This is a genomic window from Pseudomonas sp. 05N432, from assembly GCF_056396945.1.
Window position 1 is genome coordinate 128,296 of the sequence record NZ_JBFTMM010000020.1, and the last position, 25,498, is coordinate 153,793.

General features: G+C 60.4%; 25 protein-coding genes and 1 riboswitch. Of the genes, 7 read left to right on the forward strand and 18 right to left on the reverse strand.

Features of this window, described 5'->3' with window-relative positions; genetic code table 11:
• Window positions 1-34: 34 nt before the first annotated feature.
• The gene (locus AC1DHT_RS23675; RefSeq protein ID WP_427546025.1) at window positions 35-1,231 is read right to left on the reverse strand and encodes an MFS transporter; all 1,197 of its coding nucleotides are present in this window, start codon (window positions 1,229-1,231) and stop codon (window positions 35-37) included.
• 90 nt (window positions 1,232-1,321) lie between these two features.
• On the opposite strand from AC1DHT_RS23675, the gene AC1DHT_RS23680 reads away from it, so the two are divergent.
• A complete protein-coding gene (locus AC1DHT_RS23680) occupies window positions 1,322-1,861 on the forward strand; it encodes a TetR/AcrR family transcriptional regulator (protein WP_427546023.1) in 540 nt (179 codons plus the stop codon).
• A gap of 140 nt (window positions 1,862-2,001) precedes the next feature.
• Window positions 2,002-5,472 carry a hybrid sensor histidine kinase/response regulator gene (locus AC1DHT_RS23685; protein WP_427546021.1) on the forward strand — a complete coding sequence of 1,157 codons (3,471 nt, stop codon included), beginning with the start codon at window positions 2,002-2,004 and terminating at the stop codon, window positions 5,470-5,472.
• Between the two features lie 3 nt (window positions 5,473-5,475).
• Here AC1DHT_RS23685 and AC1DHT_RS23690 read toward each other — a convergent pair whose 3' ends face one another.
• Both AC1DHT_RS23690 and AC1DHT_RS23695 read right to left on the reverse strand, forming a co-directional pair.
• Complete coding sequence (locus AC1DHT_RS23690; RefSeq protein ID WP_427530462.1) at window positions 5,476-6,840, reverse strand: DNA recombination protein RmuC; 1,365 nt, start codon at window positions 6,838-6,840, stop codon at window positions 5,476-5,478.
• 175 nt (window positions 6,841-7,015) lie between these two features.
• Window positions 7,016-7,339, reverse strand: a complete 324-nt coding sequence (locus AC1DHT_RS23695; protein ID WP_427546019.1) for a sel1 repeat family protein — start codon at window positions 7,337-7,339, stop codon at window positions 7,016-7,018.
• A 1,016-nt stretch (window positions 7,340-8,355) separates the two neighbouring features.
• On the opposite strand from AC1DHT_RS23695, the gene AC1DHT_RS23700 reads away from it, so the two are divergent.
• From AC1DHT_RS23700 to AC1DHT_RS23710, 3 genes are all read left to right on the forward strand, one after another.
• The gene (locus AC1DHT_RS23700; RefSeq protein WP_007898912.1) at window positions 8,356-8,580 is read left to right on the forward strand and encodes a hypothetical protein; all 225 of its coding nucleotides are present in this window, start codon (window positions 8,356-8,358) and stop codon (window positions 8,578-8,580) included.
• Between the two features lie 278 nt (window positions 8,581-8,858).
• Complete coding sequence (locus AC1DHT_RS23705; protein ID WP_019693082.1) at window positions 8,859-9,341, forward strand: hypothetical protein; 483 nt, start codon at window positions 8,859-8,861, stop codon at window positions 9,339-9,341.
• Between the two features lie 146 nt (window positions 9,342-9,487).
• Entirely contained in the window at window positions 9,488-10,759 is a 1,272-nt protein-coding gene (locus AC1DHT_RS23710; protein ID WP_427530391.1) for an OmpP1/FadL family transporter, read from the forward strand.
• A gap of 86 nt (window positions 10,760-10,845) precedes the next feature.
• On the opposite strand, the gene AC1DHT_RS23715 is transcribed toward AC1DHT_RS23710, so the two are convergent.
• The 13 genes from AC1DHT_RS23715 to cobO all read right to left on the reverse strand — a co-directional run bounded on the left by AC1DHT_RS23715 (window position 10,846) and on the right by cobO (window position 21,659).
• Complete coding sequence (locus AC1DHT_RS23715) at window positions 10,846-10,968, reverse strand: hypothetical protein (protein WP_427546017.1); 123 nt, start codon at window positions 10,966-10,968, stop codon at window positions 10,846-10,848.
• The gene (locus tag AC1DHT_RS23720) at window positions 10,965-12,173 is read right to left on the reverse strand and encodes an MFS transporter (RefSeq protein WP_427546015.1); all 1,209 of its coding nucleotides are present in this window, start codon (window positions 12,171-12,173) and stop codon (window positions 10,965-10,967) included. The genes AC1DHT_RS23715 and AC1DHT_RS23720 overlap by 4 nt, the downstream gene beginning before the upstream one ends.
• A 67-nt stretch (window positions 12,174-12,240) precedes the next feature.
• Window positions 12,241-12,645, reverse strand: a complete 405-nt coding sequence (locus AC1DHT_RS23725) for a MarR family winged helix-turn-helix transcriptional regulator (protein WP_054593546.1) — start codon at window positions 12,643-12,645, stop codon at window positions 12,241-12,243.
• Window positions 12,646-12,727: 82 nt separating this feature from the next.
• Window positions 12,728-13,459, reverse strand: coding sequence for an adenosylcobinamide-GDP ribazoletransferase (locus tag AC1DHT_RS23730; protein WP_427546012.1), 732 nt, complete (start codon window positions 13,457-13,459; stop codon window positions 12,728-12,730).
• A gap of 2 nt (window positions 13,460-13,461) precedes the next feature.
• On the reverse strand, window positions 13,462-14,037 hold the full coding sequence (gene cobC, locus AC1DHT_RS23735) for an alpha-ribazole phosphatase family protein (protein ID WP_427546010.1): 576 nt from the start codon (window positions 14,035-14,037) through the stop codon (window positions 13,462-13,464).
• Complete coding sequence (cobT, locus tag AC1DHT_RS23740; protein ID WP_427546008.1) at window positions 14,034-15,089, reverse strand: nicotinate-nucleotide--dimethylbenzimidazole phosphoribosyltransferase; 1,056 nt, start codon at window positions 15,087-15,089, stop codon at window positions 14,034-14,036. The genes cobC and cobT overlap by 4 nt, the downstream gene beginning before the upstream one ends.
• On the reverse strand, window positions 15,086-15,607 hold the full coding sequence (gene cobU, locus AC1DHT_RS23745; protein ID WP_427546006.1) for a bifunctional adenosylcobinamide kinase/adenosylcobinamide-phosphate guanylyltransferase: 522 nt from the start codon (window positions 15,605-15,607) through the stop codon (window positions 15,086-15,088). Before cobU ends, cobT begins: the two co-directional genes overlap by 4 nt.
• Before the next feature lie 121 nt (window positions 15,608-15,728).
• Window positions 15,729-17,180, reverse strand: a complete 1,452-nt coding sequence (locus AC1DHT_RS23750; protein WP_427546004.1) for a cobyric acid synthase — start codon at window positions 17,178-17,180, stop codon at window positions 15,729-15,731.
• Window positions 17,177-18,169 carry a threonine-phosphate decarboxylase CobD gene (gene cobD, locus AC1DHT_RS23755; RefSeq protein ID WP_427546002.1) on the reverse strand — a complete coding sequence of 331 codons (993 nt, stop codon included), beginning with the start codon at window positions 18,167-18,169 and terminating at the stop codon, window positions 17,177-17,179. Before cobD ends, AC1DHT_RS23750 begins: the two co-directional genes overlap by 4 nt.
• Window positions 18,162-19,070: an adenosylcobinamide-phosphate synthase CbiB gene (gene cbiB, locus AC1DHT_RS23760; protein ID WP_427546000.1), complete on the reverse strand. Its 909-nt coding sequence runs from the start codon at window positions 19,068-19,070 to the stop codon at window positions 18,162-18,164. Before cbiB ends, cobD begins: the two co-directional genes overlap by 8 nt.
• Window positions 19,067-19,717 carry a 5,6-dimethylbenzimidazole synthase gene (gene bluB / locus AC1DHT_RS23765; protein ID WP_427545998.1) on the reverse strand — a complete coding sequence of 217 codons (651 nt, stop codon included), beginning with the start codon at window positions 19,715-19,717 and terminating at the stop codon, window positions 19,067-19,069. The genes cbiB and bluB overlap by 4 nt, the downstream gene beginning before the upstream one ends.
• On the reverse strand, window positions 19,714-21,051 hold the full coding sequence (locus AC1DHT_RS23770; RefSeq protein WP_427545996.1) for a cobyrinic acid a,c-diamide synthase CobB: 1,338 nt from the start codon (window positions 21,049-21,051) through the stop codon (window positions 19,714-19,716). Before AC1DHT_RS23770 ends, bluB begins: the two co-directional genes overlap by 4 nt.
• Window positions 21,048-21,659: a cob(I)yrinic acid a,c-diamide adenosyltransferase gene (gene cobO, locus AC1DHT_RS23775; protein ID WP_054593556.1), complete on the reverse strand. Its 612-nt coding sequence runs from the start codon at window positions 21,657-21,659 to the stop codon at window positions 21,048-21,050. The genes AC1DHT_RS23770 and cobO overlap by 4 nt, the downstream gene beginning before the upstream one ends.
• A gap of 81 nt (window positions 21,660-21,740) precedes the next feature.
• Window positions 21,741-21,975: riboswitch (cobalamin riboswitch) on the reverse strand.
• A gap of 157 nt (window positions 21,976-22,132) precedes the next feature.
• Here cobO and AC1DHT_RS23780 point away from each other — a divergent pair.
• Window positions 22,133-22,717, forward strand: coding sequence for a hypothetical protein (locus tag AC1DHT_RS23780; protein WP_427545994.1), 585 nt, complete (start codon window positions 22,133-22,135; stop codon window positions 22,715-22,717).
• Between the two features lie 65 nt (window positions 22,718-22,782).
• The gene (locus tag AC1DHT_RS23785; RefSeq protein ID WP_427545992.1) at window positions 22,783-24,096 is read left to right on the forward strand and encodes a PQQ-dependent sugar dehydrogenase; all 1,314 of its coding nucleotides are present in this window, start codon (window positions 22,783-22,785) and stop codon (window positions 24,094-24,096) included.
• A 47-nt stretch (window positions 24,097-24,143) separates the two neighbouring features.
• Here the strand turns inward: AC1DHT_RS23785 and AC1DHT_RS23790 are convergent, their stop codons facing one another.
• Window positions 24,144-24,806: an O-methyltransferase gene (locus AC1DHT_RS23790; protein WP_427545990.1), complete on the reverse strand. Its 663-nt coding sequence runs from the start codon at window positions 24,804-24,806 to the stop codon at window positions 24,144-24,146.
• Window positions 24,807-24,821: 15 nt separating this feature from the next.
• Window positions 24,822-25,355 carry a C40 family peptidase gene (locus AC1DHT_RS23795; RefSeq protein ID WP_427545988.1) on the reverse strand — a complete coding sequence of 178 codons (534 nt, stop codon included), beginning with the start codon at window positions 25,353-25,355 and terminating at the stop codon, window positions 24,822-24,824.
• Between the last annotated feature and the right edge of the window lie 143 nt (window positions 25,356-25,498).

Below are 25,498 nucleotides of genomic sequence, written 5' to 3' on the forward strand. Positions count from 1 at the left end.
CCGTATCACTCCGACTGGGAACGCCTCTGTCACGTTAAGGATTATCCGCTACCCCACAGAGCTTGGCCGGCCGCTGACGCATCAACCCCAACAACGCCCCCAACGACAGCACGATCAATACCGCGCCATAGCCATCGGTGGTGGCGATCAGACCGAAGGTCCGGGTCAGGTTGCCTGCCAATAGCGACGGCAGGCAGAACGCCAGGTAACTCAGCACGTAGAACGCCGACATCAACCCCGCGCGCTCATGGGGCAAGGCCAGCGGTACCACGCTGCGCAAGGCACCGAGAAAACCGGCACCAAAACCACTGCCAGCCACCAGAGTGGCGAAGAAAAACAGCGGCAGACTGGCGCTGTGCACGGCGCTCAGAATCAGCGCGATGCCGATCGCCAAGCAGCTCGCGCCCAAGCGCAGGACTTTGTCTGCCGGGCGCTTGCGCAACGAGAAGATCATCAATGCGCCGCTGACCGTCAACACGGCCACCAAACCTCCGCCGATCAGGTTGGAGGTCGAACCGGTCGCCGTACGAACCAGCGATGGCGCCAGTGACAGGAAGAAGCCGCCCACCGCCCAGACCGCCACATCCACCGGCAGCGCCAGCCACAGCGCCCGTCGTGCCTGTGGCGGCACATGCAAGGTCGGGCGTAGCGACGCCCAGGCGCCGGGTAGTCGACTGACACTTTCTGGCAGACGCCAGACGTACAGGGCTTGCAGCAGGAACAACCCCAACAGAATCCAGTAGACCAACTGCAACGGTTGCGGTGCGTACTCCGCCAGCAATCCACTGCCCAATGCGCCAAACGCCATGCCCAGAAGCGGCGCAACGCTATTCACCAGCGGGCCTTGCTGCCGGTCAGTATCGAGCAACGCCGCACCGAGTACGCTGGTGGCCATGCCGGTGGCAAACCCCTGAAGCACCCGCGCAGCGATCAGCCAAGCCACACTGTCGGCATTGATAAACAGCAACATCGCCAGCATATCCAGCAGTAACGCAGCGAAGATCACCGGTTTGCGCCCCAGATGATCCGACAACGAGCCGACCGTCAGCAGCGCCGCCAGCAGGCTAAAGGCATACACCCCGAAAATCAGCGTCAGGGTTGCCGGAGAAAACTGCAGCGCCTCCTGGTACAGGTGATAAAGCGGTGTTGGTGCACTGGAAGCGGCGAGAAAACTCAGTAAGGTGATCGCCAGGAACACCAGGCTGGAACGGTTTGAGACAGAACTGGACATGGGCACACTCCGCAAAAGCTAATTTTTTGCTTTACGGAGTGTGCTACTGGCTTCGGCTTAAAGCAAATTCTTTGTGTTAAGGTTCGACGCATGGCTATTAAAGAAGGTTTACGCCCGGGCGGCCGTAGTGCCAGGGTGCAAGAGTCGATTCATTCGGCAGTACGCGAACTCCTCGAAGAACAGGAGCGCTCGAGCGTGACCGTGCCGCAAATCGCCGCCCGCGCAGGCGTTACGCCGTCAACGATCTACCGACGTTGGGGTGACTTGTCGGCACTCTTGGCCGACGTCGCGCTGGTACGCATGCGTCCTGACAGCGAACCCGCCAACACCGGCAGCCTGCGCGGCGATTTGCGCGCCTGGGCCGAGCAGTATCTGGACGAAATGAGCTCGGAGCCCGGCCGCAACATGATGCGTGACGTGCAATCGAGCGCCACGCCGGGGTATTGCGTGAGCATTCTCAGCGGTCAGTTGCAGACAATACTGGACCGCTATCCGAATGAGCCGAAGCCCAGTGTCGACCGATTGATCAACATGGTGGTGGCGCCGACGGTGTTCCGCATCCTGTTCGCATCGGCGGCGCTTGAGGTTGAAGAGTTGCATCGCTTGATCGACATCGCACTGGCCCCGTAGCTGCCGCGCAAACACGGTACGTATCCACCCTGCGACACCCCGCCGCGCCACGACCTTGGTCGACACTGACTAACTGAAGTGGTCGTGCGAGACTGTAATACCGGGTCTGCGTCCCGGGTGTCTTTATGCCTGGAGTTACCATGTCGCTGTCCAGCGGACTGATCGCCGCCGTCGCCCTGGCCTATATGGCCGTCATGTTCGCTATCGCCTTTTACGGTGACCGGCGCAGCGCACCGCTGCCACCGCGTATGCGTGCCTGGGTGTACAGCCTGTCGCTGGCGGTCTACTGCACCAGCTGGACGTTCTTTGGCGCTGTCGGTCAGGCCGCCGAACAACTCTGGTCGTTTTTGCCGATTTATCTGGGGCCGATGCTGCTGCTGGTGTTCGCGCCGTGGGTCCTGCAAAAAATGGTGATGATCAGCAAACAGGAAAACATCACCTCGATTGCCGACTTCATCGCCGCCCGCTACGGCAAGTCGCAATCGCTGGCAGTGGTGGTGGCACTGATCTGTCTGGTAGGCGTATTGCCCTACATCGCCTTGCAACTTAAAGGCATCGTCCTGGGGGTCAACCTGTTGATCGGCGCAGGTCCGGATGCCATGGGCACCCGGGCCCAGGACACGGCGCTGATTGTGTCGCTGATTCTGGCACTGTTCACCATCGTCTTCGGCACCCGCAACCTCGATGCTACAGAGCACCACCGTGGCATGGTGCTGGCGATTGCCTTCGAAGCACTGGTCAAGCTGCTCGCCTTCCTCGCCGTCGGCGCCTTCGTCACGTATGGTTTGTACGATGGCTTCAACGACCTGTTCGATCAGGCCATGCTCGCACCACGCCTGGAGGAATACTGGAAAGAAACCGTCAATTGGCCATCGATGGTGGTGCAGACGGGCGTGGCGATGATGGCGATCATCTGCCTGCCACGACAGTTCCATGTGACTGTGGTGGAGAACATCGAACCGCACGATTTGCGCTTGGCGAAATGGGTATTCCCGGCTTATCTGGGATTGGCCGCACTGTTCGTGGTACCGATTGCGCTGGCCGGGCAAATGATGCTGCCAAGCTCGGTACTGCCCGACTCCTTCGTGATCAGCCTGCCACTGGCCCAGGCCCACCCGGCACTGGCGCTGCTGGCGTTTATCGGTGGCGCATCGGCCGCCACCGGCATGGTGATCGTTGCCAGCGTGGCGCTGTCGACCATGGTTTCCAACGACATGCTGCTGCCATGGCTGCTACGCCGGAAAAATGCCGAGCGGCCGTTCGAGGTGTTCCGCCACTGGATGCTTTCGGTGCGTCGAGTGAGCATCGTGGCGATTCTGCTGCTGGCCTATGTGTCCTATCGCCTGCTCGGCTCGACCGCCAGCCTGGCCACCATCGGACAGATCGCGTTTGCCGCCGTGACCCAACTGGCGCCGGCGATGCTCGGCGCGCTGTACTGGAAACAGGCCAACCGCCGCGGAGTATTCGCCGGTCTCGCGGCGGGGACTTTTCTCTGGTTCTACACGTTGATTCTGCCGATCGCCGCCAACAGCCTGGGCTGGTCGCTGCACAGCTTCCCTGGGCTGGGCTGGCTGCACGGCAATCCGCTGAACCTGCCGATTTCCCCACTGACCCAAGGCGTGGTGTTGTCACTGGCCGGTAACTTCACCTTGTTCGCCTGGGTGTCGATGCTGTCCCGCACACGGGTCTCGGAACACTGGCAGGCCGGACGCTTCATTGGCCAGGAAATCAGCACACGGCCGAGCGCACGCTCGATGCTGGCGGTGCAAATCGACGATCTGCTGCAACTCGCGGCACGTTTTGTCGGCGAAGAACGGGCACGCCAGAGCTTCATCCGCTTCGCCTACCGCCAAGGAAAAGGCTTCAATCCGAATCAGAATGCCGACGGTGAATGGATTGCCCACACCGAACGCCTGCTCGCCGGTGTACTCGGGGCGTCATCGACCCGCGCCGTCGTAAAAGCCGCTATTGAAGGTCGGGAAATGCAACTCGAGGACGTGGTGCGAATCGCCGACGAAGCCTCGGAAGTGCTGCAATTCAACCGCGCCTTGCTGCAAGGCGCGATCGAGAACATCACCCAAGGCATCAGCGTGGTCGACCAGTCGCTGAAGCTGGTGGCCTGGAACCGTCGCTACCTTGAACTGTTCAACTACCCGGACGGCCTGATCAGTGTCGGCCGGCCGATTGCCGACATCATTCGCTATAACGCCGAACGCGGCCTGTGCGGCCCCGGCGAAGCGGAAGTCCACGTTGCCCGGCGCCTGCACTGGATGCGCCAGGGGCGCGCCCACACCTCGGAGCGGTTGTTCCCCAACGGCCGGGTGATCGAGCTGATCGGCAATCCAATGCCGGGCGGCGGGTTTGTCATGAGTTTCACCGACATCACCGCGTTTCGCGAAGCCGAGCAGGCGCTGACCGAGGCCAACGAGGGCCTGGAGCGACGCGTCGCCGAGCGCACCCATGAACTGTCGCAACTGAACATCGCGCTGACCGAAGCCAAAGGCACCGCCGAGGCGGCCAACCAGTCGAAAACCCGTTTCCTTGCAGCCGTCAGCCACGACCTGATGCAGCCATTGAACGCCGCGCGGCTGTTCTCGGCCGCCCTCTCCCACCAGAACGAAGATCTCTCCCCCGAGACCCGGCAACTGGTGCAGCATCTGGACAGTTCGCTTCGCTCGGCCGAGGACTTGATCAGTGACCTGCTCGACATCTCGCGCCTGGAAAATGGCAAGATCAACCCGGATCGCAAGCCATTTGTGCTGAATGATCTGTTCGACACCCTCGGCGCCGAATTCAAGGCACTGGCGCAGGAGCAAGGGCTGAAATTTCGCCTGCGCGGCAGTCGCCTGCGGGTCGACAGCGATATCAAATTGCTGCGGCGGATTCTGCAAAACTTCCTGACCAACGCCTTCCGCTACGCCAAAGGCCCCGTGCTATTGGGCGTACGGCACAAGGGCGATCAGCTGTGCCTGGAGGTCTGGGACCGTGGCCCGGGGATTCCCGAAGACAAACGCCAAGAGATCTTCGAGGAGTTCAAGCGCCTCGACAGCCACCAGACCCGCGCCGAAAAAGGCCTGGGCCTGGGTCTGGCGATTGCCGACGGTTTGTGCCGGGTGCTGGGTCATCAACTGCAAGTCCGCTCCTGGCCAGGCAAAGGCAGTGTGTTTAGCGTCAGCGTGCCTCTGGCCCATGCTCAAACCTGTGCGCCCGGGACCACTGCCAAGCTCAATGGCCGGCTGCCGACGGGCGCGCAGGTGCTGTGTATCGATAACGAAGACAGCATTCTGATCGGCATGAACAGCCTGCTCTCGCGCTGGGGCTGCCAGGTGTATACCGCGCGCAATCGCGATGAGTGCACTGCGCTGCTCAGCGATGGCATGCGCCCGCAACTGGCATTGGTGGATTACCACCTCGACCATGGCGAAACCGGCACCGAACTCATGGCCTGGCTACGCTCTCAACTCGGTGAGCCGGTGCCTGGCGTGGTGATCAGTGCTGACGGGCGACCGGAGATGGTTGCCCAAGTGCATGCAGCAGGCCTGGAATACCTGCCGAAACCGGTGAAACCGGCGGCATTGCGCGCGTTGTTGAGTCGGCATTTGCCGTTGTAGGCGCTACTCCGGCAACTCGGCCAAGCCATCGACATCGGTCATCGCCCGCTCCAGCAGATCGGCCGGCAAGCTCTTGCTGGCCCGTGCGCCGAGCAATTTAAGCTGTTCGCTGCGGCTGACCAGATTGCCGCGGCCTTCCGTCAGTTTGTTGCGTGCGGCGCTGTAGGCTTTATCCAGTTGCTGCAAGCGATTGCCGACCTCGTCCAGGTCCTGAATAAACAACACGAACTTGTCGTACAGCCAGCCCGCGCGCTCGGCAATTTCCCGGGCATTCTGACTCTGGCGCTCTTGCTTCCACAGGCTGTCGATGACGCGCAACGTGGCCAGTAAGGTGGTCGGGCTGACGATGACGATATGGCGATCGAACGCTTCCTGAAACAGATTCGGCTCGGCCTGCAATGCAGCGGAAAAAGCCGCCTCGATGGGCACGAAAAGTAATACGAAATCCAGGCTGTGCAGACCGTCCAGGCGCTTATAGTCCTTATCGGACAAGCCCTTGACATGATTACGCAACGACAGCACATGCTGTTTCAGCGCCGCCTGGCCAATCGCATCGTCGTCAGCCGCCACGTATTGCTGATAGGCCGTCAGGCTGACCTTCGAGTCGACCACCACCTGCTTGTCGCCCGGCAGATAAATCAGCACGTCGGGCTGGAAACGCTCGCCATCCGGGCCTTTGAGACTGACTTGAGTCTGGTACTCGCGGCCCTTCTCCAGGCCTGCGTGTTCCAGCACTCGCTCGAGAATCAACTCGCCCCAGTTGCCTTGGGTTTTCTGCCCCTTGAGTGCTCGCGTGAGGTTGGTCGCCTCGTCGCTCAAGCGCAGGTTCAGTTGTTGCAAACGCTCCAGTTCCTTGGCCAGCGAGAAGCGCTCGCGAGCTTCAGCCTGATAACTTTCCTCGACGCGCTTCTCGAAGGATTGAATGCGCTCTTTCAGTGGGTCAAGCAATTGGCCCAAACGCTGCTGGCTGGTTTCGGCAAAGCGCTGCTCACGCTCATCGAAGATTTTCCCGGCGAGCTCGGCGAACTGCGCCCGCAGCTCATCCCGCGAGCCTTGCAGGTCGCTCAGGCGTTGCTGATGGCTTTCCTGCTGCTCACGCAGCTCGGCATTCAACGAGGCGGCCTGAGCGTCCAGCCGCCGCAACTCGGCCTCTTTACTGCTGCGCTCGAGGTTCCAGGCATGAGCCGCATCACGAGCGTTGTCGCGCTCGATCTGCAACAGCTCGACTTCACGGCGCACGGCAGCCAGATCGGCTTGCTTGGCGGCATTGGCCTGACCCAGGTCGCTGATTTCATCACGGCAGGCATCGAGTTGCGCATTCAGACCGTCCTGCGCCAGTTGTGCAGTACCCAAGCGTTCTTCAAGCAGCGACAGCTCGGACTGCGCGGTGCTCAGGCGCCGCTGTAGCTGCCACGCCAGCATCAATAACGGTAGCGCAGCACCCGCCAGACCGAGCAACACACTGGTCACGTCCATAGCCATGACGACTCCTGCCGATGAATTAAAGCGCGAAGGTTAACCAAGCCGTCGGGGCTTGGACAGCTCAGTCTTCGATCTGACCGAGTTCCTGCCGGGCACGCCGGTCGCCGGCACGTGCGGCCTGACGCAGCAGGTCCTGGCCAATGCGCCGATCTCGGGCATTGCCGCATTCGCGGCACATCAATAGCCCCAGACGACTTTGCGCAGCCACCACCCCTTCACGGGCTGGAGCCTTGAGCAAACGTCCGGCGAAATGTTTGATGTTGGGGTTGTCGCCCAGACGTGGGCTGTCAAGCAACCATTCAGCGACTCGAATCGAAAAGCGCTTGGGTGGCGTAACATCTGAGGCGATGGAGGTAACAGAGGTTGGTACTGAGCGAAACTTCATAAAGTACTGTGGGACGAATCGGAAGGCGCGCCACTCTACTCTTTTTTTCGTACGGGTAAAGTCGAAAAAAGCCTGCACGCCCGTCCTAGAGCAAGCGCTCGGGACAATCCACAGAAGCTGTGGATAACTCAGTGGACAACCCGCCCTGAACTCGCCAGAAGCCCTGTGGAATGGGGCTCGCAGTCAAACTGACGATTTTTTCACCAGTAAAAAAAAGCGATGTTTTTCATTGACTTAAATTTCCACTACAGGCACCCACTGCGCTTGAAGGTGAAATGACAGGCCGGTGACAGTCCACGCAACTAATGTGCACAAGTCCCTTTGAGGTGGTTATATCACCGCCCTTTTTTCGTGCGTTTTGCAGTCAATCCGTCACAACGAGCCTCACTGTACCTGCGTTTCAAGCGAGGTGAGGCTCATACCGCTGGACACCTGGCGACCCAATTGTGTGCTTTACTGTTGCCGCGACGTTTTACCCGCGACTGCAGATGCGCCAGGCACGGCAATTTCCCGCCAGCGAGCAGAGCGATTCAAGCATCAGTAAAAGTTTTTGCCTAACACACTTCCTTTCTCGAATTCAATCCGTTACTATCCGCGGCGTTAGTACCAAGCTGAAAGTCAATTCTGGTCGAACAACTCCTGCGGTATACCTTCCCTAAAGAGAAGCCTCTACCGACATCACGGGACCGACCACCTCGATGGTTTCCAGGTAACGCTTGCGACAACACTGCCTTTGAATCGAAAGCAAAGGGTGTTGCGAAGCTCACTTACTCTGACCGAACCAACCTGCAAATTGATCAGGATCTTCACCCCGGGCCCAGAACCTCTGCCCTTGATGTGTTGCCTGCCCTCCTAAGTACCTACCTGCCGGCCCAAGCGCGCAAAAATCATAGCGCTTCAACTGGCTGCTTTGTTCCAGTCGGGTTCTTCGTTCGATCAATGGTGATCGTCGTTACTGGAACGTTTTAACGTTGCACGGTTCTTATCCGTGTCATTTGTAGGAACACCCAATAACCATGTCTACTCAAATCCACACTCAGGATGCCATTCGCACCCTAACCAACGCTTTTGCTCCAATGAACTGCCTGATCATGGCTGCTCGCAAAGGCTGCTTCAGCTTCACTCTGGTCAATGAACACGGCATCGCTCGTCACAGCGAACGCCTGTACCCCGATCAATACTCCAGCGCCGAGCCGCTGCAGGCCGTGATCGAGCGTACCCGTCAGGCACTGGTTGCCTGATACGCCAGAAAGGCTGAAAACATCAAAAGCCCTGCCTGAAAAGCAGGGCTTTTTATTGCCTGATATTTCTCCATTCGCTGTACCGGCTTAAGCACCAAGCGATATAACGGTTATAACTCGGTGCCAGAAATATTTTAAAAACAGGCCTTTACGGCACGAATATGACACTACACTTCAACTCAAGCGGCTTGATCCGCTTCCGGCGATCCTGAGTCGATCCACAGCTGCCAAGCCCACCCAGTCAGGAATCGCCGCCCACTTCACGTTTCGAGGGCTTTATGGGTATCGCCGCCAGCGAACTGTGCCGTTATGTGATCCGTCCGACATTGATTTACCTCGGACGCCACAGCACGATTGCCGAATCCCTGCTACTGGGTGTTGCAGCCAGTCAGTCCGCTCTCGGCTCCGCCCTGCATGACCGCCGCGGGCATGGTCTGTACCGGATTGCCGAACCTCGTCACCAGGCGCTTTGGGATCACTACCTGGCGCTGGACCCGGAACGCGCCAGCCTGGTTCGCGGCCTCGCCAGCCAGCACGCGTTCCTCAGCGGTCCGCACCTCGAACTGACCGTCAACCTGCGTTACGCCACCGCCATCGCCTGGCTATTGATAGAAGAACAGAATACCCCGCTCCCCGAAGCCGATGACCTGCTGGGCATGGCCAGAATCTGGCGCCAGACCTTCCAGCCGCAAGGTCGTCTGCGTGACTTCACCTGCGCCTGGCAAACCTGTGTATCACCGCTGAATCAGATCGCCTGCTAACCGGGCAATTTGCAAGATCGCGCATTATAGGTGCGAATCTGGTCTGATTGTCCTACAAAAGCGCTCTATCTCAAGCCATCCAGCCTATAGCGCTCAAACGAAAATGTTGGTAATTTTCGCCCCGGTGATCACCAGGAGTTCTAATAATGAAAAGAGTAATGCTCAAAACCACCCTTAGCCTCGCCGTTACCTTGGCATCCACCCAGATCTTCGCAAGTGGCTTTGCCCTCAACGAACAGAGCATCAGTGGGATGGGGACTGGTTTTGCGGGACGCTCTTCGTCCGCCGAGGATGCGAGTACTGTATTTGGCAACCCTGCCGGTATGTCGCGTATCAAGCGCCAGGAAGTCACTGGCGGGCTGGCAGCTATCGACGCTTCGAGTGATATCAAAGACGCCCACGGCGCCCATCCGGGTACCAACAAGGGCGACATGGTGCCATTCACAGCCGTTCCGATGGGCTATTACGTCAAACCGATCGATGATCACTGGGCATTTGGCCTCGGCGTCTATGCACCTTTTGGTCTGATTACCAACTATGAAAGTGGCTTCCAGGGCGGCGGCTTCGGCAGCAAGAGTGAAGTCAAGGTTGTGACCTTCCAACCTACCGTCAGCTATGCCTTCAACGACAGAGTATCGATCGGTTTCGGCCCGACCATTAACCGTATTGGCGGCACTCTCGAGTCGGATGTACCTCTTTTTGGCGATACCCACGTCAAGATCAAAGGCGACGACACCGCTCTGGGCTATAACTTCGGTGTTCTGGTACAAGCAACCGATACCACCCGCCTCGGCCTGACCTATCACTCGAAAGTGAATTACAAGCTCGAAGGTCATACCGATATCACTGCAGGCGCCAACGCTCCTTCCGCCTTCCTGCAAAGCAATCGATACGACGCTTCGCTGAAAATCGAAACGCCTGAATCGGTCGACTTCTCCGTGACGCAACAACTGACAGATGCGTGGACCGTGTATGCAGGTTCCACCTGGACCCGCTGGAGCCGCCTGAAAAACATCACCGTCAATAACGAAGGCGTCACTGCGGCACAGGGCGGTGTATTGTCCCCAGCCTTGTTCGGCACCATTACGGAAGAGCAGAACTGGCACAATACCTGGGCCTACGCCATCGGTACTTCCTACAAGTTGAACAAGCAGTGGATATTGCGCACCGGCCTGACCTTTGACCAGTCGCCTACCAACAATACTGACCGCTCACCACGCATTCCTACAGGTGACCGCACTATCTTCAGCCTTGGCGCTGGCTACAACGTCACCGATGATCTGACCATCGACGTCGCCTATTCCTACCTCAAGGAAGAAGCTGTCACGGTGAATCACTCCAACGCAGTAGACAGTTACAGCGCCAAGTACGAAAACAGCTCCAATGGTTTTGGTGTCGGCGCGACCTACCGCTTCTGATTCACTGCGAGCCTGAACAGCTCACTGGCTGAATTGAAAAAGCCCCGCGCTCTTGCACAGACGCGGGGCTTTTTAGTGGGTGTGACTCAGCAAGCACCCATACCGAGCTGCATCAGTGCCAGCCCACCCTGATGCCAGCCCCACCAGGCCAGCGCCAACAACAACGCGCCAGCCCCGGCAGCGGCGAACCAGGCTGCAATCCTGCTCATGCCACACTCACCTGAGCTTGCAACCGTGCCACGGGACGCTCGCGTACAGGCCAATTCAAGACTGCCGCCAACAGACTAAGAAGAATCGCCACCTGCCAGATCAAGTCATAGTTGCCTGTTCGGTCGTAAACCACCCCACCCAACCAGCCGCCAAGGAACGAGCCCAACTGGTGAAAGAGGAAAACGATACCGCCGAGCATAGAGAGGTTTCGTACACCAAACAGCGTCGCCACCGTGCCGTTGGTCAAAGGCACTGTCGACAACCAGAGAAAGCCCATGGCCATGCCGAACAGATAGGCACTGGTCTGCGTGACTGGCGCCCAGATGAACAGACTGATCACCACCGCACGCAGCAGGTAGAGCCCTGTCAACAGACGCGGTTTGGACATGCGCCCACCGAGCCAGCCGGCGGTGTAAGTACCGAAGATATTGAACAGGCCAATCAACGCCAGCACCGTGGTACCAACGCTGGCAGGCAGATGCTGGTCGACCAGATAGGCCGGCAAATGCACACCGATAAACACCACCTGGAAACCACAGACAAAAAAACCGAACGCCAGCAACCAGAAGCCCGAGTGCGAACACGCTTCGTGCAGGGCCTCGGACAGGGTTTGTTCATGACCGAGCACGGGCAGCGGTTTGTCTTTGAGCATGCTGACCAGCGGCACAATCAGCGCTACCAGCATTCCCAGCACCAGGAGTGCTGTCGACCAACCGAGCCAGCCGATCAACCCCAACGTGCCAGGCAACATGGCGAATTGGCCGAAAGAGCCCGCAGCACTGGCGACACCCATGCCCATGCTGCGTTTCTCCGGCGGCAGGGCGCGCCCTACAACGCCAAGAATCACCGAGAACGAGGTGCCAGACAGGCCAATACCGATCAACAAGCCAGCACTCAATGACAGCGTCCAGGCCGAATCGGACAAGCCCATGAACACCAAACCCACGGCGTACAGCACACCACCGACCAGCACCACTTTCGCCGCGCCGAAGCGGTCCGCCAAGGCCCCGGTGAATGGCTGCGCCAGCCCCCAGATCAGGTTCTGCAGGGCGATGGCAAAGGCGAACACTTCGCGCCCCCAGCCAAACTGCGCGCTCATCGGCGGCAAAAACAGCCCGAAGCCATGCCTCACGCCAAGCGACAGCGCAAGAATCAGTGCGCTCCCAAGTAGAACCCAACCGCTGGTACGCCACATTGATGTCATTCTTGTTCTCCAGTAGCGGGTATATACCCGCTTAAGTTCGGGCTTACGCTTGGAAAGGCCCGCCGCCTCAGGCGAGTTCATCCAGCAAGGCCAGCAAGGTTGCGCGTTTCTCTGCTCCCAGACGATCAATCAGCCGCTGCTGCGCCGCTTCCCAGGCCGGCAAGGCCGCTGCCAGGCGCTCACGCCCGGTTTCGGTCAACTGCACGATGCGGTTGCGCTGGTCTTCACCTTCAACCAGCATCACCAGCCCCTCCCCCTCCAGCACCCGCAGATTACGCCCCAGCGTACTGCGATCCAGGCCCATGGCTTCCGCCAGGGTCGAAATGCTCGGTTGATCGAGGCGCTGCAAATTGCACAACAAGGAATACTGCGCAACGTTGATCCCGAAGCCGTCGAGGGCGCCGTCGTAATGCCTGCTGACGCCACGGGCGGCGCGACGCAGGTTGGTGCATAAACATTGAGAGGCTAGCATGGTGCGTGTATATACCCGCGATAAAGTTAAAGCAAGTTTGATTATCAAACAGCCGTAAGGCCGCGCACGTTGAAGGTGACTCTCAGAGCAGCGCCAAACCCACCAGCACCGCCGTTTCCAGCAACTCCAGCAACGCCCCTGCCGTATCGCCAGTGGTCCCGCCCAGACGCTGCAACATCACTTGGCGCAACCAGAAGAACATTGGAGCCGCCAGCACCAGCGCAACAACACCGCTCCAGCCGCCAATCAGCACGCACGCCAGCGCGCTGAGCAACAGCACCTGCTGACCGGTCTTGCGCGGCAGATGATCGGCCAGCGCCTGCCCCAGGCCGCCAGCGCGCACGTAAGGTGTATTCAGAAACAGCCCCAGCAAGGCACTGCGACCGATCAGCGGTGCGAGGATCAAACCGGCCATGGAGTGCTGTTCAATCAACGCCAGTAACGCCGTGAACTTGAGCAACAACACCAATACCAGCGTCACCACTGCAATTGGCCCACTGCGCGGGTCCTTCATGATGCTCAAGGTGCGCTCGCGATCACCAAAACCGCCGAGCCAGGCGTCGGCGCTGTCGGCCAGACCGTCGAGGTGCAAACCACCGCTGAGCATCACCCAGACACTCAACAGCAACGCCGCATGCAACAACGCTGGCGTACCGAGCAACAGTCCGTTCAGCGCCCACAACAACCCGCCAAACAGCAGCCCGACCAATGGATAAAACAGCAGCGAGCGCCCAAGTTCCTGAGGCGCCGGCATGCCTGGCAGACGAATCGGCAAGCTGCTGAGGAACTGCAAGGCGATCCAGAACGGCAACATGTTCAGCCCTCTTCCCTGAGCACGGCATCAGCCTCGACGCGCAACGAAAACAGCGCGCCATGAGCGACTTCAACGTTGAGTAAATGCTCGCGCGGCAATCCGCGTGCGCGGGCCAGTAACAGACGCATGACCCCACCGTGACTGATCAGCAACACCCGCTCGCCGGCATAGGCCCGATGCAAGCGCTCGACGGCTGCCAGCACCCGTGCGGAAAACGCAGTCACCGGCTCACCTTCCGGCGGCGTAAATGCGTAGGGATCAGCCCAAAACCTGCCTAACGCTTCGGCGTCGGTTTCCATCAGCGCTGCCGCGCTCTGCCCTTCCCAGACACCGAAGTGCAGCTCTTGCAGATCCTTGTCCAGCACCACCGGCAAGCCGAACCGCTCGGCCAGTTCCTCGGCAAAACGCGCGCAGCGTTGCAGCGGCGAGCTGACCAGACGATCCCACGGACCTTGATCAATCACCGCCGCGCGCATCTGCTCCCAGCCTTTGGCGGTCAGCGCGTCATCCAGGCTGCCGCGTAAACCGCCACCGAGTTCGGTTTCACCGTGACGCAGCAGATCCAGACGCAACGTCATGCCGGACGATCGGCCACGGCCGCTTCGGCGAAGGTCGCCATTTGCCCGTGCAGATTGCAGGCCAGACGCAGCAACGGCACTGCCACTGCGGCACCGCTGCCCTCGCCCAGACGCAGGCCGAGATCCAGCAAAGGTTCAGCGTTCAGCGTTTCCAATACATGCCGATGACCCGGTTCAGCCCCGCGATGACCAAACAGCAACCACTCGCGGCATGCCGGATTCAGACGCACTGCGACCAATGCTGCCACGCTGCAAATAAAGCCGTCGACCAGCACCGCCAACCCTTCTTGAGCGCAGGCCAGATAGGCGCCGACCAGCGCGGCGATTTCAAAACCACCGAGGTTGAACAATGTCTGCAATACATCACCGCGCTGAGCGGCATGCAATGCCAGGGCGCGTTCAATCACCTGGGTTTTATGGCTGACACCTGCCGCGTCCAGACCGGTGCCTGGCCCGGCCAGATGCGCCACCGGGCAATCGAGCAATGCACAGGCCAACGCGCTGGCAGCGGTGGTATTGCCAATGCCCATCTCGCCACCGATAAACAGCTCGGAGCCTTCAGCAATCGCCCGCAACACGCTGTCACGGCCAGCCTGCAAGGCTTGTTCGCCCTGGATTTGCGTCATCGCCGGGCCATGAACGAAGTTCGCAGTGCCTGGACCGATGTGCAGGTGGCGCACGCCCAGCAAATTCAACGAAGGCGTGACAGTGCCGAGGTCGACCACTTCCAGCCGCGCCTCAAGCTGCCGCGCCAATACGCTGATCGCCGCGCCACCGCTGACAAAGTTATGCAGCATCTGCCCGGTGACTTCCTGCGGGAACGCCGAAACGCCTTCGGCGACCACGCCGTGGTCACCGGCAAAAATCGCTATCCACAGCTGATTCAGGCTTGGCTTGACCCGGCCCTGCAACCCCGCCAATTGCACCGCCACCGACTCCAACTGCCCGAGGGAGCCCGCCGGTTTGGTCAGTTGCTGCTGTCGGGCCGCCGCTTGCTCATGCGCTTGCGCATCGATCGGTTTGCACGGGTTCAACCACCAGGAATGAGTCATAACGCAATACCTTTCAAAGTCAGGGGCAGGCCGGCAACGGTCAACACGACACGCTGACAGCGCTCAGCCAGGGCTTGATGCAACCAACCGGCTTCATCGACATAGCGGCGAGTCAATTCGCCCAGCGGGACGACACCCAGACCGGTCTCGTTGCTGACAAAAACAATTTCTCCCGGCAGCGATGCCAGACACTCCAGCAAGGCTTCACGCTCATACGCCAGACGCTCGGGATCTTCCAGCATCAGCAGATTGGTCAGCCACAAGGTCAGGCAATCCACCAGTAAACAACGCTCGGCACTGGCGTTTTCGCGTAGCACCCGGGCCAGTTCCAGCGGCTCTTCAATGAGCGCCCATTCAGGCGGACGGCGCTCGCGATGATGGGCCACGCGGGCATTCATTTCGCCATCCAGCGGCTGGCTGGTGGCGATGTACGTCACCGCCAGGCCGCTTTCGCTGGCGAGCTTCTCAGCCAGACGGCTTTTACCGGAACGGGCGCCGCCGAGGATCAGTTGCAACATGGTCATAAACCTCTAAATGGCGGTGTGACAACCGACGCTATCGCGAGCAAGCTCGCTCCCACAGTTGACCACGCTCCAATGTGGGAGCGAGCCTGCTCGCGATGAGGCCTGCACAGCCGCCTCAAAACCCACAGAGCTCACGCAACAACCCAGTATCCAGATGCTTCTCCACCAGATCCGCCAACCGCTCGATATCGCGCTCGCGCAAGGCGTGGTAATCGACTTCCTGTACGTCCTGCAAACCGGCCCAGCGCAACAGCGCGCTGCATGCCGCCGGAGACTCGAACAGGCCGTGCAAATACGTGCCGAGCACCTGTCCATCAGCACTTCGCGCTCCGTCGCTGCGACCGTCATCCAGCAACACCGCCGCCTGCTCCAAAGCACTACCGGTGGTGACCCCGGCGTGAATTTCATAACCGCTGACTTCAGCGTTTTCCAACGCCAGATGTCCGCGCACATTGCGCAGCTGTTTCTCTTCTTCAAGCACGGTTTCGAACGCCAGCAAGCCGAGACCGGTACTGGAGCCCGCAGCGCCTTCCAGCCCTAGCGGGTCGTGTACGTGCTCGCCGAGCATTTGCAGGCCACCGCAAATACCGAGCAGCTTGCCGCCGTAACGCAAATGGCGGGTAATGGCTGCGTCCCAACCGTTGGCGCGCAAGTAGTGCAGGTCGCTACGCACACTCTTCGAGCCCGGTAGGATGATCAGGTCGGCAGGCGGAATCGGCTGACCGGGCCCGATGAATTGCAGATCGACCTGAGGATGCAGACGCAGCGGATCGAAATCGGTGTGGTTACTGATACGCGGCAACACCGGCACCACCACGTTGAGCACCTGATCGGCTTTATCGGCCTGGCGCTGATCGATGCCGTCTTCGGCTTCCAGATGCAGATCCACGACATACGGCAGCACGCCGATCACCGGTTTGCCGGTACGCTCTTCCAGCCAGTCGAGGCCTGGCTGCAGCAAGGCGATATCGCCGCGAAAACGGTTGATGATGAAGCCTTTGACCCGCGCCTGCTCAGTGGCTGACAGCAACTCCAGCGTGCCCACCAAATGCGCGAATACCCCGCCGCGATTGATGTCGGCGATCAGCACCACCGGACAATCCACCGCTTCGGCGAATCCCATGTTGGCAATGTCGCCAGCGCGCAGATTAATTTCGGCCGGGGAACCCGCGCCTTCGACCATCACCACCGGATAGGCTGCACTCAAGCGTTCGTGAGAGGCGAGTACCGCTTGCATGGCGATGGCTTTGTAGTCGTGATAGGCGACTGCGTTCATGGTGGTCACGGCACGCCCGTGAATGATCACTTGCGCGCCGGTATCGCTATTGGGCTTGAGCAGCACCGGGTTCATGTCGGTGTGTGGCTCAAGGTTGGCCGCTTGGGCCTGCACGGCTTGAGCGCGGCCGATTTCGCCGCCGTCGGCGGTTACCGCACTGTTGAGCGCCATGTTCTGCGGCTTGAACGGCACCACGCGAACACCCTGGCGCGTCAGCCAGCGGCACAACGCGGTTACCAAGGTACTTTTGCCGGCGTCCGAGGTGGTGCCCTGCACCATCAACGTGGTCATGAGGTTTCCTCGGTGTAGGCTTCAAAAGCGTGCTCGAGGCGCTGCCAATCGGCGTCATCGGCCGGCAAGCCGAACCTCAGACTGCTGTTGTGGGTGAACAGGCGCAGCAAGATGCCGCGCCGGGCCATGAATTCGTGCAGATGCTCTGCGTGATCAGTGATCAACCACTGAAACAACGCGCAACCACCGTGCGGTTTGAAGCCGTGGCGTTCGAGGACTTCAGCCAGGCGCTGGCTGGCCTCTTCGCTACGCAGACGCTGGCGAGCGTGACCTTGGGTGTCACGCAAACAGACCTGACCCAATACCCGGGTCGGCCCGCTGACCGCCCAAGGACCGACCTGCTCGGCGAGCAGTTTGAGCAACTTGCGCTCAGCCAGCACAAAACCCAATCGCACCCCGGCCAGACCGAAAAACTTGCCGAACGAACGCAAGACGATCAAGCCGACCTGATCGGTATAAGACGACAGGCTCAGCTGCGGGGTGTTGTCCATGAAGGCTTCGTCGACCACCAGCCAGCCACCGCGCTGCGCCAGCCGCGCATGCCAGTCGAGCAGACGTTCCGGGGTCAGGCTCAGGCCGGTGGGATTGTTCGGGTTAACCACTACCAGCACGTCGAGGCTATCGAGGAAAAAGTCGACTTCCTGCTCCAGCACTTCACGCACGACGTAGCCGTTGCGACGCCAGGCCTCAGCGTGCTCGGCATAACAGGGCGAGAGCACGCCGACTTTACCGGCGCGACGCAGACGTGGCAGCAACTGGATAGCCGCCTGGGAGCCCGCGACCGGCAGCACCTGCGAGGCGCCATAGTATTCGCGTGCAGCCTGCTCCAGGCCGTCATCGGTTTCCGGCAAACGCGCCCAGGCCCGTAACGGGATGTCCGGGATCGCCCACGGCCAAGGTGCCAGACCGCTGGACAAGTCGAGCCAGTCGGTTTCGGCGATGCCGTACTGCAACGCCGCCTTGCGCAAGCGGCCACCGTGCTCAAGCATAAATCTCGGCTCCCACACAGAGGATCAGCAACCACAGCCATACCCCGCGCTGAACCAGTTGCCAGCCGCGATCGATGGAGTTGGCGTCTGCCGGTACGCCTTCGCCCAGCTGTGGACGCTGATGCAGCTCACCGTGATAGATCGCCGCCCCGCCCAACTCGACGCCCAGAGCACCCGCGCCAGCGGCCATCACCGGCCCGGCGTTCGGGCTGTCCCAGGTCGGCCCCTGCGTGCGCCAGCATTTGAGCGCCAAACGGGTTTTACCCAGCAGTGCGTAGGTCAAAGCCACCAGGCGCGCCGGAATATAGTTGAGCACATCGTCGATTTTCGCCGCCGCCCAGCCGAAGCGTTCAAAGCGCTCGTTGCGATAACCCCACATGGCGTCCAGGGTATTGCTCAGTCGATAGAGCACCACGCCCGGCGCACCCGCGACGGCAAACCAGAACAGCGCAGCAAATACTGCGTCGCTGCCATTTTCCAGAACCGATTCGGTGGCCGCGCGGGCCACTTCGGTCGAGTCCAGCTCACTGGTCTGACGGCTGACCAGATAGCCGACACGCTTGCGCGCTTCATCCAGGTCGTCGCTGCGCAGGGCCTGAGCCACCGGCTCGACATGCTCACCAAGGCTGCGCAGACCGAGCGCGCAATACAACGCGAGAATATCGACGACCCAGCCGATGTACGGCAACCAGGACAATGCCGTGATCAACAGGGTCAGCGGCAGCACCGCCATCACCCAGGCCGTGACGCCATGACTGCGCCAGCCACGACCGGCAGAGTTGAAACGCTGCTCGATACGATCGGCAAAACGGCCGAACGCCACCAGCGGATGCCAGCGCTTGGGTTCGCCCAGCAGCGCATCCAGCGCTACGCCGGCGACACTCAGCAACGCCACACTCATTGACTCACTCCCCAAAAATTCTCGTACAGCAGTTCACTCAGCGGACGCGCCTGCGCCCAGCCTTCAAGGACCAGCATCGGCGCCGGGTAAAATTCCCTGACCGGTCCCAGGCACAACACTGCCAGCGGTTTGGCCCCAGGCGGCAGGCCCAGCAGATCCGCCAATGCCTGCGGCTCGAACAACGAGACCCAGCCCATGCCCAAACCTTCGGCACGGGACGCCAGCCAAAGATTCTGGATTGCGCAGGACAACGACGCCATGTCCATTTCCGGCAAGGTACGACGGCCAAAGATATGCCGCTCGCGATCATCCATCAGCGCGGCAACCAGTACTTCGGCGCAGTCGTTGATGCCTTCGACTTTAAGTTTCATGAATTCGTCGGAGCGTTCGCCCAGCGCTTCGGCGGTGCGTACCCGCTCCTCTTCCACCAGTTGCTGGATCTTGCCGCGTAACGCTCGGTCGCTGATGCGGATGAACCGCCAGGGCTGCATCAAACCGACACTCGGCGCCCGATGCGCCGCTTCGAGCAAACGCCGAAGCAGTTCGGGCTCGACGCTGCCGCCACTGAAGTGACGCATGTCGCGACGCTCGGCAATCGCGCGATAAACCGCTTCGCGCTCGGCCTCGGAAAATGTGTTGTCGGTCATGGCCGCTTCGCGGGCGAGCCCGCTCCCACAAGGTTCAGGTCTGGCGCAAACAGCGCGGCGATCGCCGATGGGTTGGACGGGAAATAAAAGTGCACATAAGACGCCGTCATCCGCCCGTCACGGTAAACCGCCTCGGCACCGCGCCCGCCGTTAGGGCTCAGGCCGCGAGCGATCGGCTCAAGCTCGGTGCTGGTCAACGAATGGTGGTAGGTGTGGCCACGCAACGGGCCTTCGGGTAACTCGACCGCTTGCAGGGCCAGCGCGGCCAGACGCTTTTGCATCACCGCATCACCGGCCAGCAGCCCTACCAACTCGGCACGCGTGCCATCGACATCGGTCAGTGAGTCGAGCAGGTACAGCATGCCGCCGCATTCAGCCAACAACGGTTTGCCAGCGCCGTGATGCGCGCGAATCGCATCGAGCATTGTGCGGTTTTCAGCCAACGCCACGTGGTGCAATTCCGGATAACCACCGGGCAGATACAGGCTGTCAGCTTCTGGCAATTCACGGTCATGGATCGGCGAGAAGAATCGTAACTCCGCCCCCATCGCCCGCAACAAGTCGAGGCTCGCGCCATACGTGAAGGCAAACGCTTCATCGCGAGCCACGGCAATTCGCACACCGGCCAACAACGGCTCGGCGGCAATCACATCAGGCGCAGCGAACTCGACGGCGGGCGGCAACGCCACTTCGCAGCTGCTGGCCAACGCGGCGGCGGCGGCGTCGAGGCGCAGATCGAGATCATTCAATTCACTGGCCTGGACCAGCCCCAAGTGACGGCTAGGCAATTCGATTCCGGTTTCCCGGGACAAGGCTCCGTACCAGCGCAAGCCTTCAGTGAGACTGCCTTCAAGCAGTTGCGCGTGACGCAAGGTGCCGACGCGGTTGGCCAAGACACCGGCAAACGGCAAGTCCGGCTGATAACGTGCCAGCCCCAACGCCAACGCGCCGAATGTCTGGGCCATGGCGGTGCCATCGATCACACCCAGTACGGGTACGCCGAAGTGCCGCGCCAGATCGGCGCTGGACGGCGTGCCATCGAACAGGCCCATGACGCCTTCGATCAAAATCAGATCAGCCTCAGCGGCGGCTTCCCACAACAGCCGACGACTTTCCTGCTCGCCGACCATCCACATGTCCAATTGATACACCGGCGCACCGCTGGCGCGCTCGAGAATCATCGGATCGAGAAAGTCCGGGCCGCATTTGAACACCCGGACCTTGCGCCCCTGATTGCGATGCAAACGGGCCAGCGCGGCGGTGACGGTGGTCTTGCCCTGACCGGAAGCCGGCGCAGCAATCAATACCGCCGGGCAAAAACGCGGCTCACTCACAGCTCAACGCCTTTCTGCGCTTTGATCCCGGCCTGGAAAGCGTGCTTGATCATGCCCATTTCGGTGACGGTGTCGGCCAGCTCGATCATTTCCGGCTTGGCACCACGACCGGTGACCACCACGTGCTGCATCGGCGGACGCGCCTGCAAGTCGCTGAGCACTTGATCCAGGTCCAGATAACCGTGCTTGAGGGCGATATTCAGTTCATCGAGCACCACCAGACCAATGGCCGGGTCACGCAGCAATTCGCGGGAGACGTCCCATGCGGCCTCGGCGGCGGCGATATCGCGCTGGCGATCCTGGGTTTCCCAAGTGAAACCTTCGCCCATCACGTGGAAGCGCACTTGCTCCGGGAAGCGACGGAAGAACAGCTCCTCGCCAGTGCTGCTACGCCCCTTGATGAACTGCACCACGCCGCACTGCATGCCGTGGCCCATTGCCCGGGCGAGCATGCCGAACGCAGAACTGCTTTTGCCCTTGCCGTTGCCGGACAGGACCAGCAGCAAGCCGCATTCATTCGGCGAGTTGGCAATGCGCTCATCGATCACCGCTTTCTTGCGCAGCATGCGTGCCAGGTGGCGTTCGTCACGATCAGGGGAATCAGTCATGGGGGAGCTCTCCGTTGAGGCTGGATAACGGCGGGCAGGCATAGAAATAGACGGCAACAAGCCTGGCATCGCCCACCGTGATGCCGCTGGATGGATCAGGCCGGTCTCCGGGCTCATGAGCGGCTTTCGCCTGACTGCACGCCTTCCCATATCGACCTTCGACACAGTGGCTCAAAGCGCAGTTTTTACTCATTTACCGTTGCGGGGGCAGCGCCGGGATCGTCGCCCGCTCTGTCAAAGAACGCGCCCTCACCGGCTTCCCTGTTTCACTCGGTCGACCACTGGGTCACAGAGCACCTGAAACAAGTCGCGAAGGTTAGAGGGTTGGGGGTGGAGCGTCAATTAAAGCCGGGGGCTCATCGACAGATAGAAACCGACCCAGATCAATAATCTGGCGCCAATCTTGTGCCACACTGAAAGCAATGATATCAAAGAGCCACAACCTTACATTACAAGAACAAAGAGGGGGCAACATGCAAGGCATGATCATCAGTAACCCGAAGCTGGAATTCCTGCGCCCGGTGCTGGAGCGCTGGTTCGAGTGCATCGACCGTTACAACGCAGTACGCGGCGATAACGAAAGCCCTTACTGGTTTGACGAACGCGCCAACGTGAGCCTGCTTTCGGCGGCAGCGTGGATGGCTGAAATGGTCACCCTCGAACAGACTCCGACGAAAAAGCAGATCGAGGAAGGCGAACGCAATGGCCGCGCCGACCTGTTTATCGCCAGTGGCGAAGAACGCGCCTATCTTCAGGCCAGCCAACGCTGGCCGCGGGTCAATAACCTGAACCTCACCCAGGCCTTGCAAGATACCGTGAGCGATGCGAAAAAAATCAGCTACGCCAGCGACCTGAAGCTTGGTTGCCTGTTCGTCGCCCCACAAAAAGCCCAGCAAAGCCCTACGCCGGAAGAACTCCAGGACATGGTCGACGACCTGCAAAAGGAACACTCCTGCGCCGTGGCCTGGTACTTCCCCTACGCCTACCGCAAATTGCACAACGAAGCCGGCAACTACCATCCGGGCATCGCGGTATTGCTCAAAGAGGCTCGCGGCTGACGGGTTGAACCTTCCATCGATCAGGCTCCTCTATGATGAGGTGATGCACTCATAGGGAAATCAGCATGCTCAAGCCTCGATTCGTCATTGTTATCGCCATCGCCGGAGGGCTCGCCGCCTGCGGGGAGTCCGCCACCTTGCCAGTGTCGGACGGCACGGGCCCATCGCCCAAGCTGCCGGAACCGCACAAGACCCTGATCCCGACAGTGAACATTGCACCGGCGGTCGGCTGGCCAGCGGGCGCAAAGCCGATTGCCGCGCCAGGCACTCAGGTGGCGGCATTTGCCGAAGGACTTGATCATCCACGCTGGCTCTATGTACTGCCCAACGGCGACGTGTTGGTGGCTGAAACCAATGCGCCACCCAAGCCCGACGACAGCAAAGGCATTCGTGGCTGGGTCATGGGCAAAGTCATGGGCCGCGCCGGTGCTGGCGTACCAAGCGCGAACCGGATCACCCTGCTGCGTGACAAGGATCACAACGGCGTCGCTGAAACCCGCACGACCTTCATCGAGAACCTCAACTCGCCGTTCGGCATGACCCTGGTCGGCAACGACCTGTACGTCGCCGACACTGACCGCCTGCTGCGCTTTCACTATGAAAGTGGTGAAACATCCATCACCACCAAACCGGTGAAAGTCATCGACCTGCCCGGTGGCACGCTGAATCATCACTGGACCAAAAACGTCATCGCCAGCAAGGACGGTAGCAAGCTCTACGTCACGGTCGGCTCCAACAGCAATGTCGGTGAAAATGGCCTGGAACAGGAAGAAGGACGCGCAGCGATCTGGGAGGTCGATCGCGCGACCGGCAATCATCGGATTTTTGCCTCAGGCCTGCGCAACCCCAACGGCATGGACTGGGAACCGCGCAGCGGAAAACTCTGGACAGCTGTCAACGAACGGGACGAAATCGGCAGCGACCTGGTGCCGGACTACATCACCTCGGTCAAGGACGGCGGCTTCTACGGCTGGCCATTCAGTTACTACGGCCAGCACATCGACGCGCGCGTCACACCGCAAAACCCCGACCTGGTCGCCAGGGCCATCGCCCCGGACTACGCGGTTGGACCGCATACCGCTTCGCTGGGCCTGACCTTCGCCGAAGGCAGCAAGCTGCCAGCTCCGTTCACTGAAGGCGCATTTATCGGCCAGCATGGTTCCTGGAACCGCAAACCACATAGCGGCTACAAAGTCATCTTCGTGCCGTTCAGCGCTGGCAAGCCGGCAGGGCAACCGGTCGACGTGCTGACGGGGTTTCTCAACAAGAATGAAGAAGCCATGGGTCGCCCGGTGGGCGTAGTGATCGATAAACAGGGTGACTTGCTGGTGGCCGATGACGTGGGGAACAAGATCTGGCGCGTGTCTGCAGCTAAATAAACGTTAAAAGATCGAGCCGCGTCCGGACGATCTTTTCCATCAACCCATTACTTTTTGCGACACAGCGTCAAACCATCGCCCAACGGCAACAACGACAGGTCGACACGCGAGTCGTCCTTCAAGGCGCGATTGAGTGCCTGGATGGCTCGGGTGTCTTCGCTCGCGGGATTTTCTTCCAGTACTCGCCCACTCCACAGCGTGTTGTCGAATACCGCCAGCCCACCACTTCGCAGCAGCCGCAAAGCGCTTTCCAGATAGGCCGGATAGTTGGCCTTGTCGGCATCGATGAAGATCAGATCGAAGCAACCGCCCTGCCCTTGCTGCTCAAGTTGAGCCAGGGTTTGCAACGCGGGAGCCAAACGTAAATCGATGCGCCCGGCGAGCCCGGCTTCTTGCCAGTAACGACGCGCCGTGGCGTTGTAGTCGCCGGGAATGTCACAGCAGATCAACGAACCGTCATCCGGCAAGGCGGCCGCCATGCACAAGGCGCTGTAACCGGTGAAGGTGCCGACTTCAAGCAAGCGCCTGGCGCCCGTCAGCTTGACCAGCAAGGCGAGGAACTGGCCCTGTTCGGGTGCCACCTGCCAGCGCGCCATGGGCAGCGCCTGGGTTTCGTCACGCAAGCGGCGCTGCAGCGGCGTTTCGCGCAGGGAAACGTCGAGCAGGTAGTTATAAAGGGAATCGTCGAGATTGAGCGTGCGAGCGGTCATGACAACCTCTGCGAACTAGAAATTGTGCGCCAGATGCTCAGGCTCGATGACACGCTTGGCGCTCAGGTAGGCTCTCTGCCAATAGGCCTTGGACAAACTGTCGAGCTTCACCGTACCACCCGTGGCGGGTGCATGCACGAAGCGACCTTCGCCGACATAGATCCCGGCGTGGCTGACTTGCGAGCCGCCATTGGTGGCGAAGAAKATCAGGTCACCGGTTTGCAGAGCCTCCAGGCCAACGTTCGGTGCCTGCATGCCGATCATCTCGCGAGTTGAGCGCGGCAGGGAAATACCCGCCGCATCTCGGTAGACGTAGCCGATCAGACCGCTGCAATCGAAACCTGAATCCGGCGTATTGCCGCCCCAACGATAAGGCGTGCCGACCAGACCCAGCGCGCGAATCAGCACGTCTTCAGCGGCAGGCGAGAACGATTGGGCGGGAGCGAAAACCGGGGCGCGAACGACTTTGACGGGCGGCGGAGTACGGCTGGCACAGGCGCTGAGCAGCGCTGCGAGGAAGATAAGTGCGAGGCGGGCCGACATCGTCATGTGCAGAACATCCTGATCTGGCAGCGGCTTTCTCTGCCGAGCGGCTGAAAACAAAACCGCGTAAGCAGGGCTTACGCGGTTAGTTAGTCAACAATAGATCAGGATTCTAGCGGCTACGCGCCAAACTTCAAGTAAGACTTTAA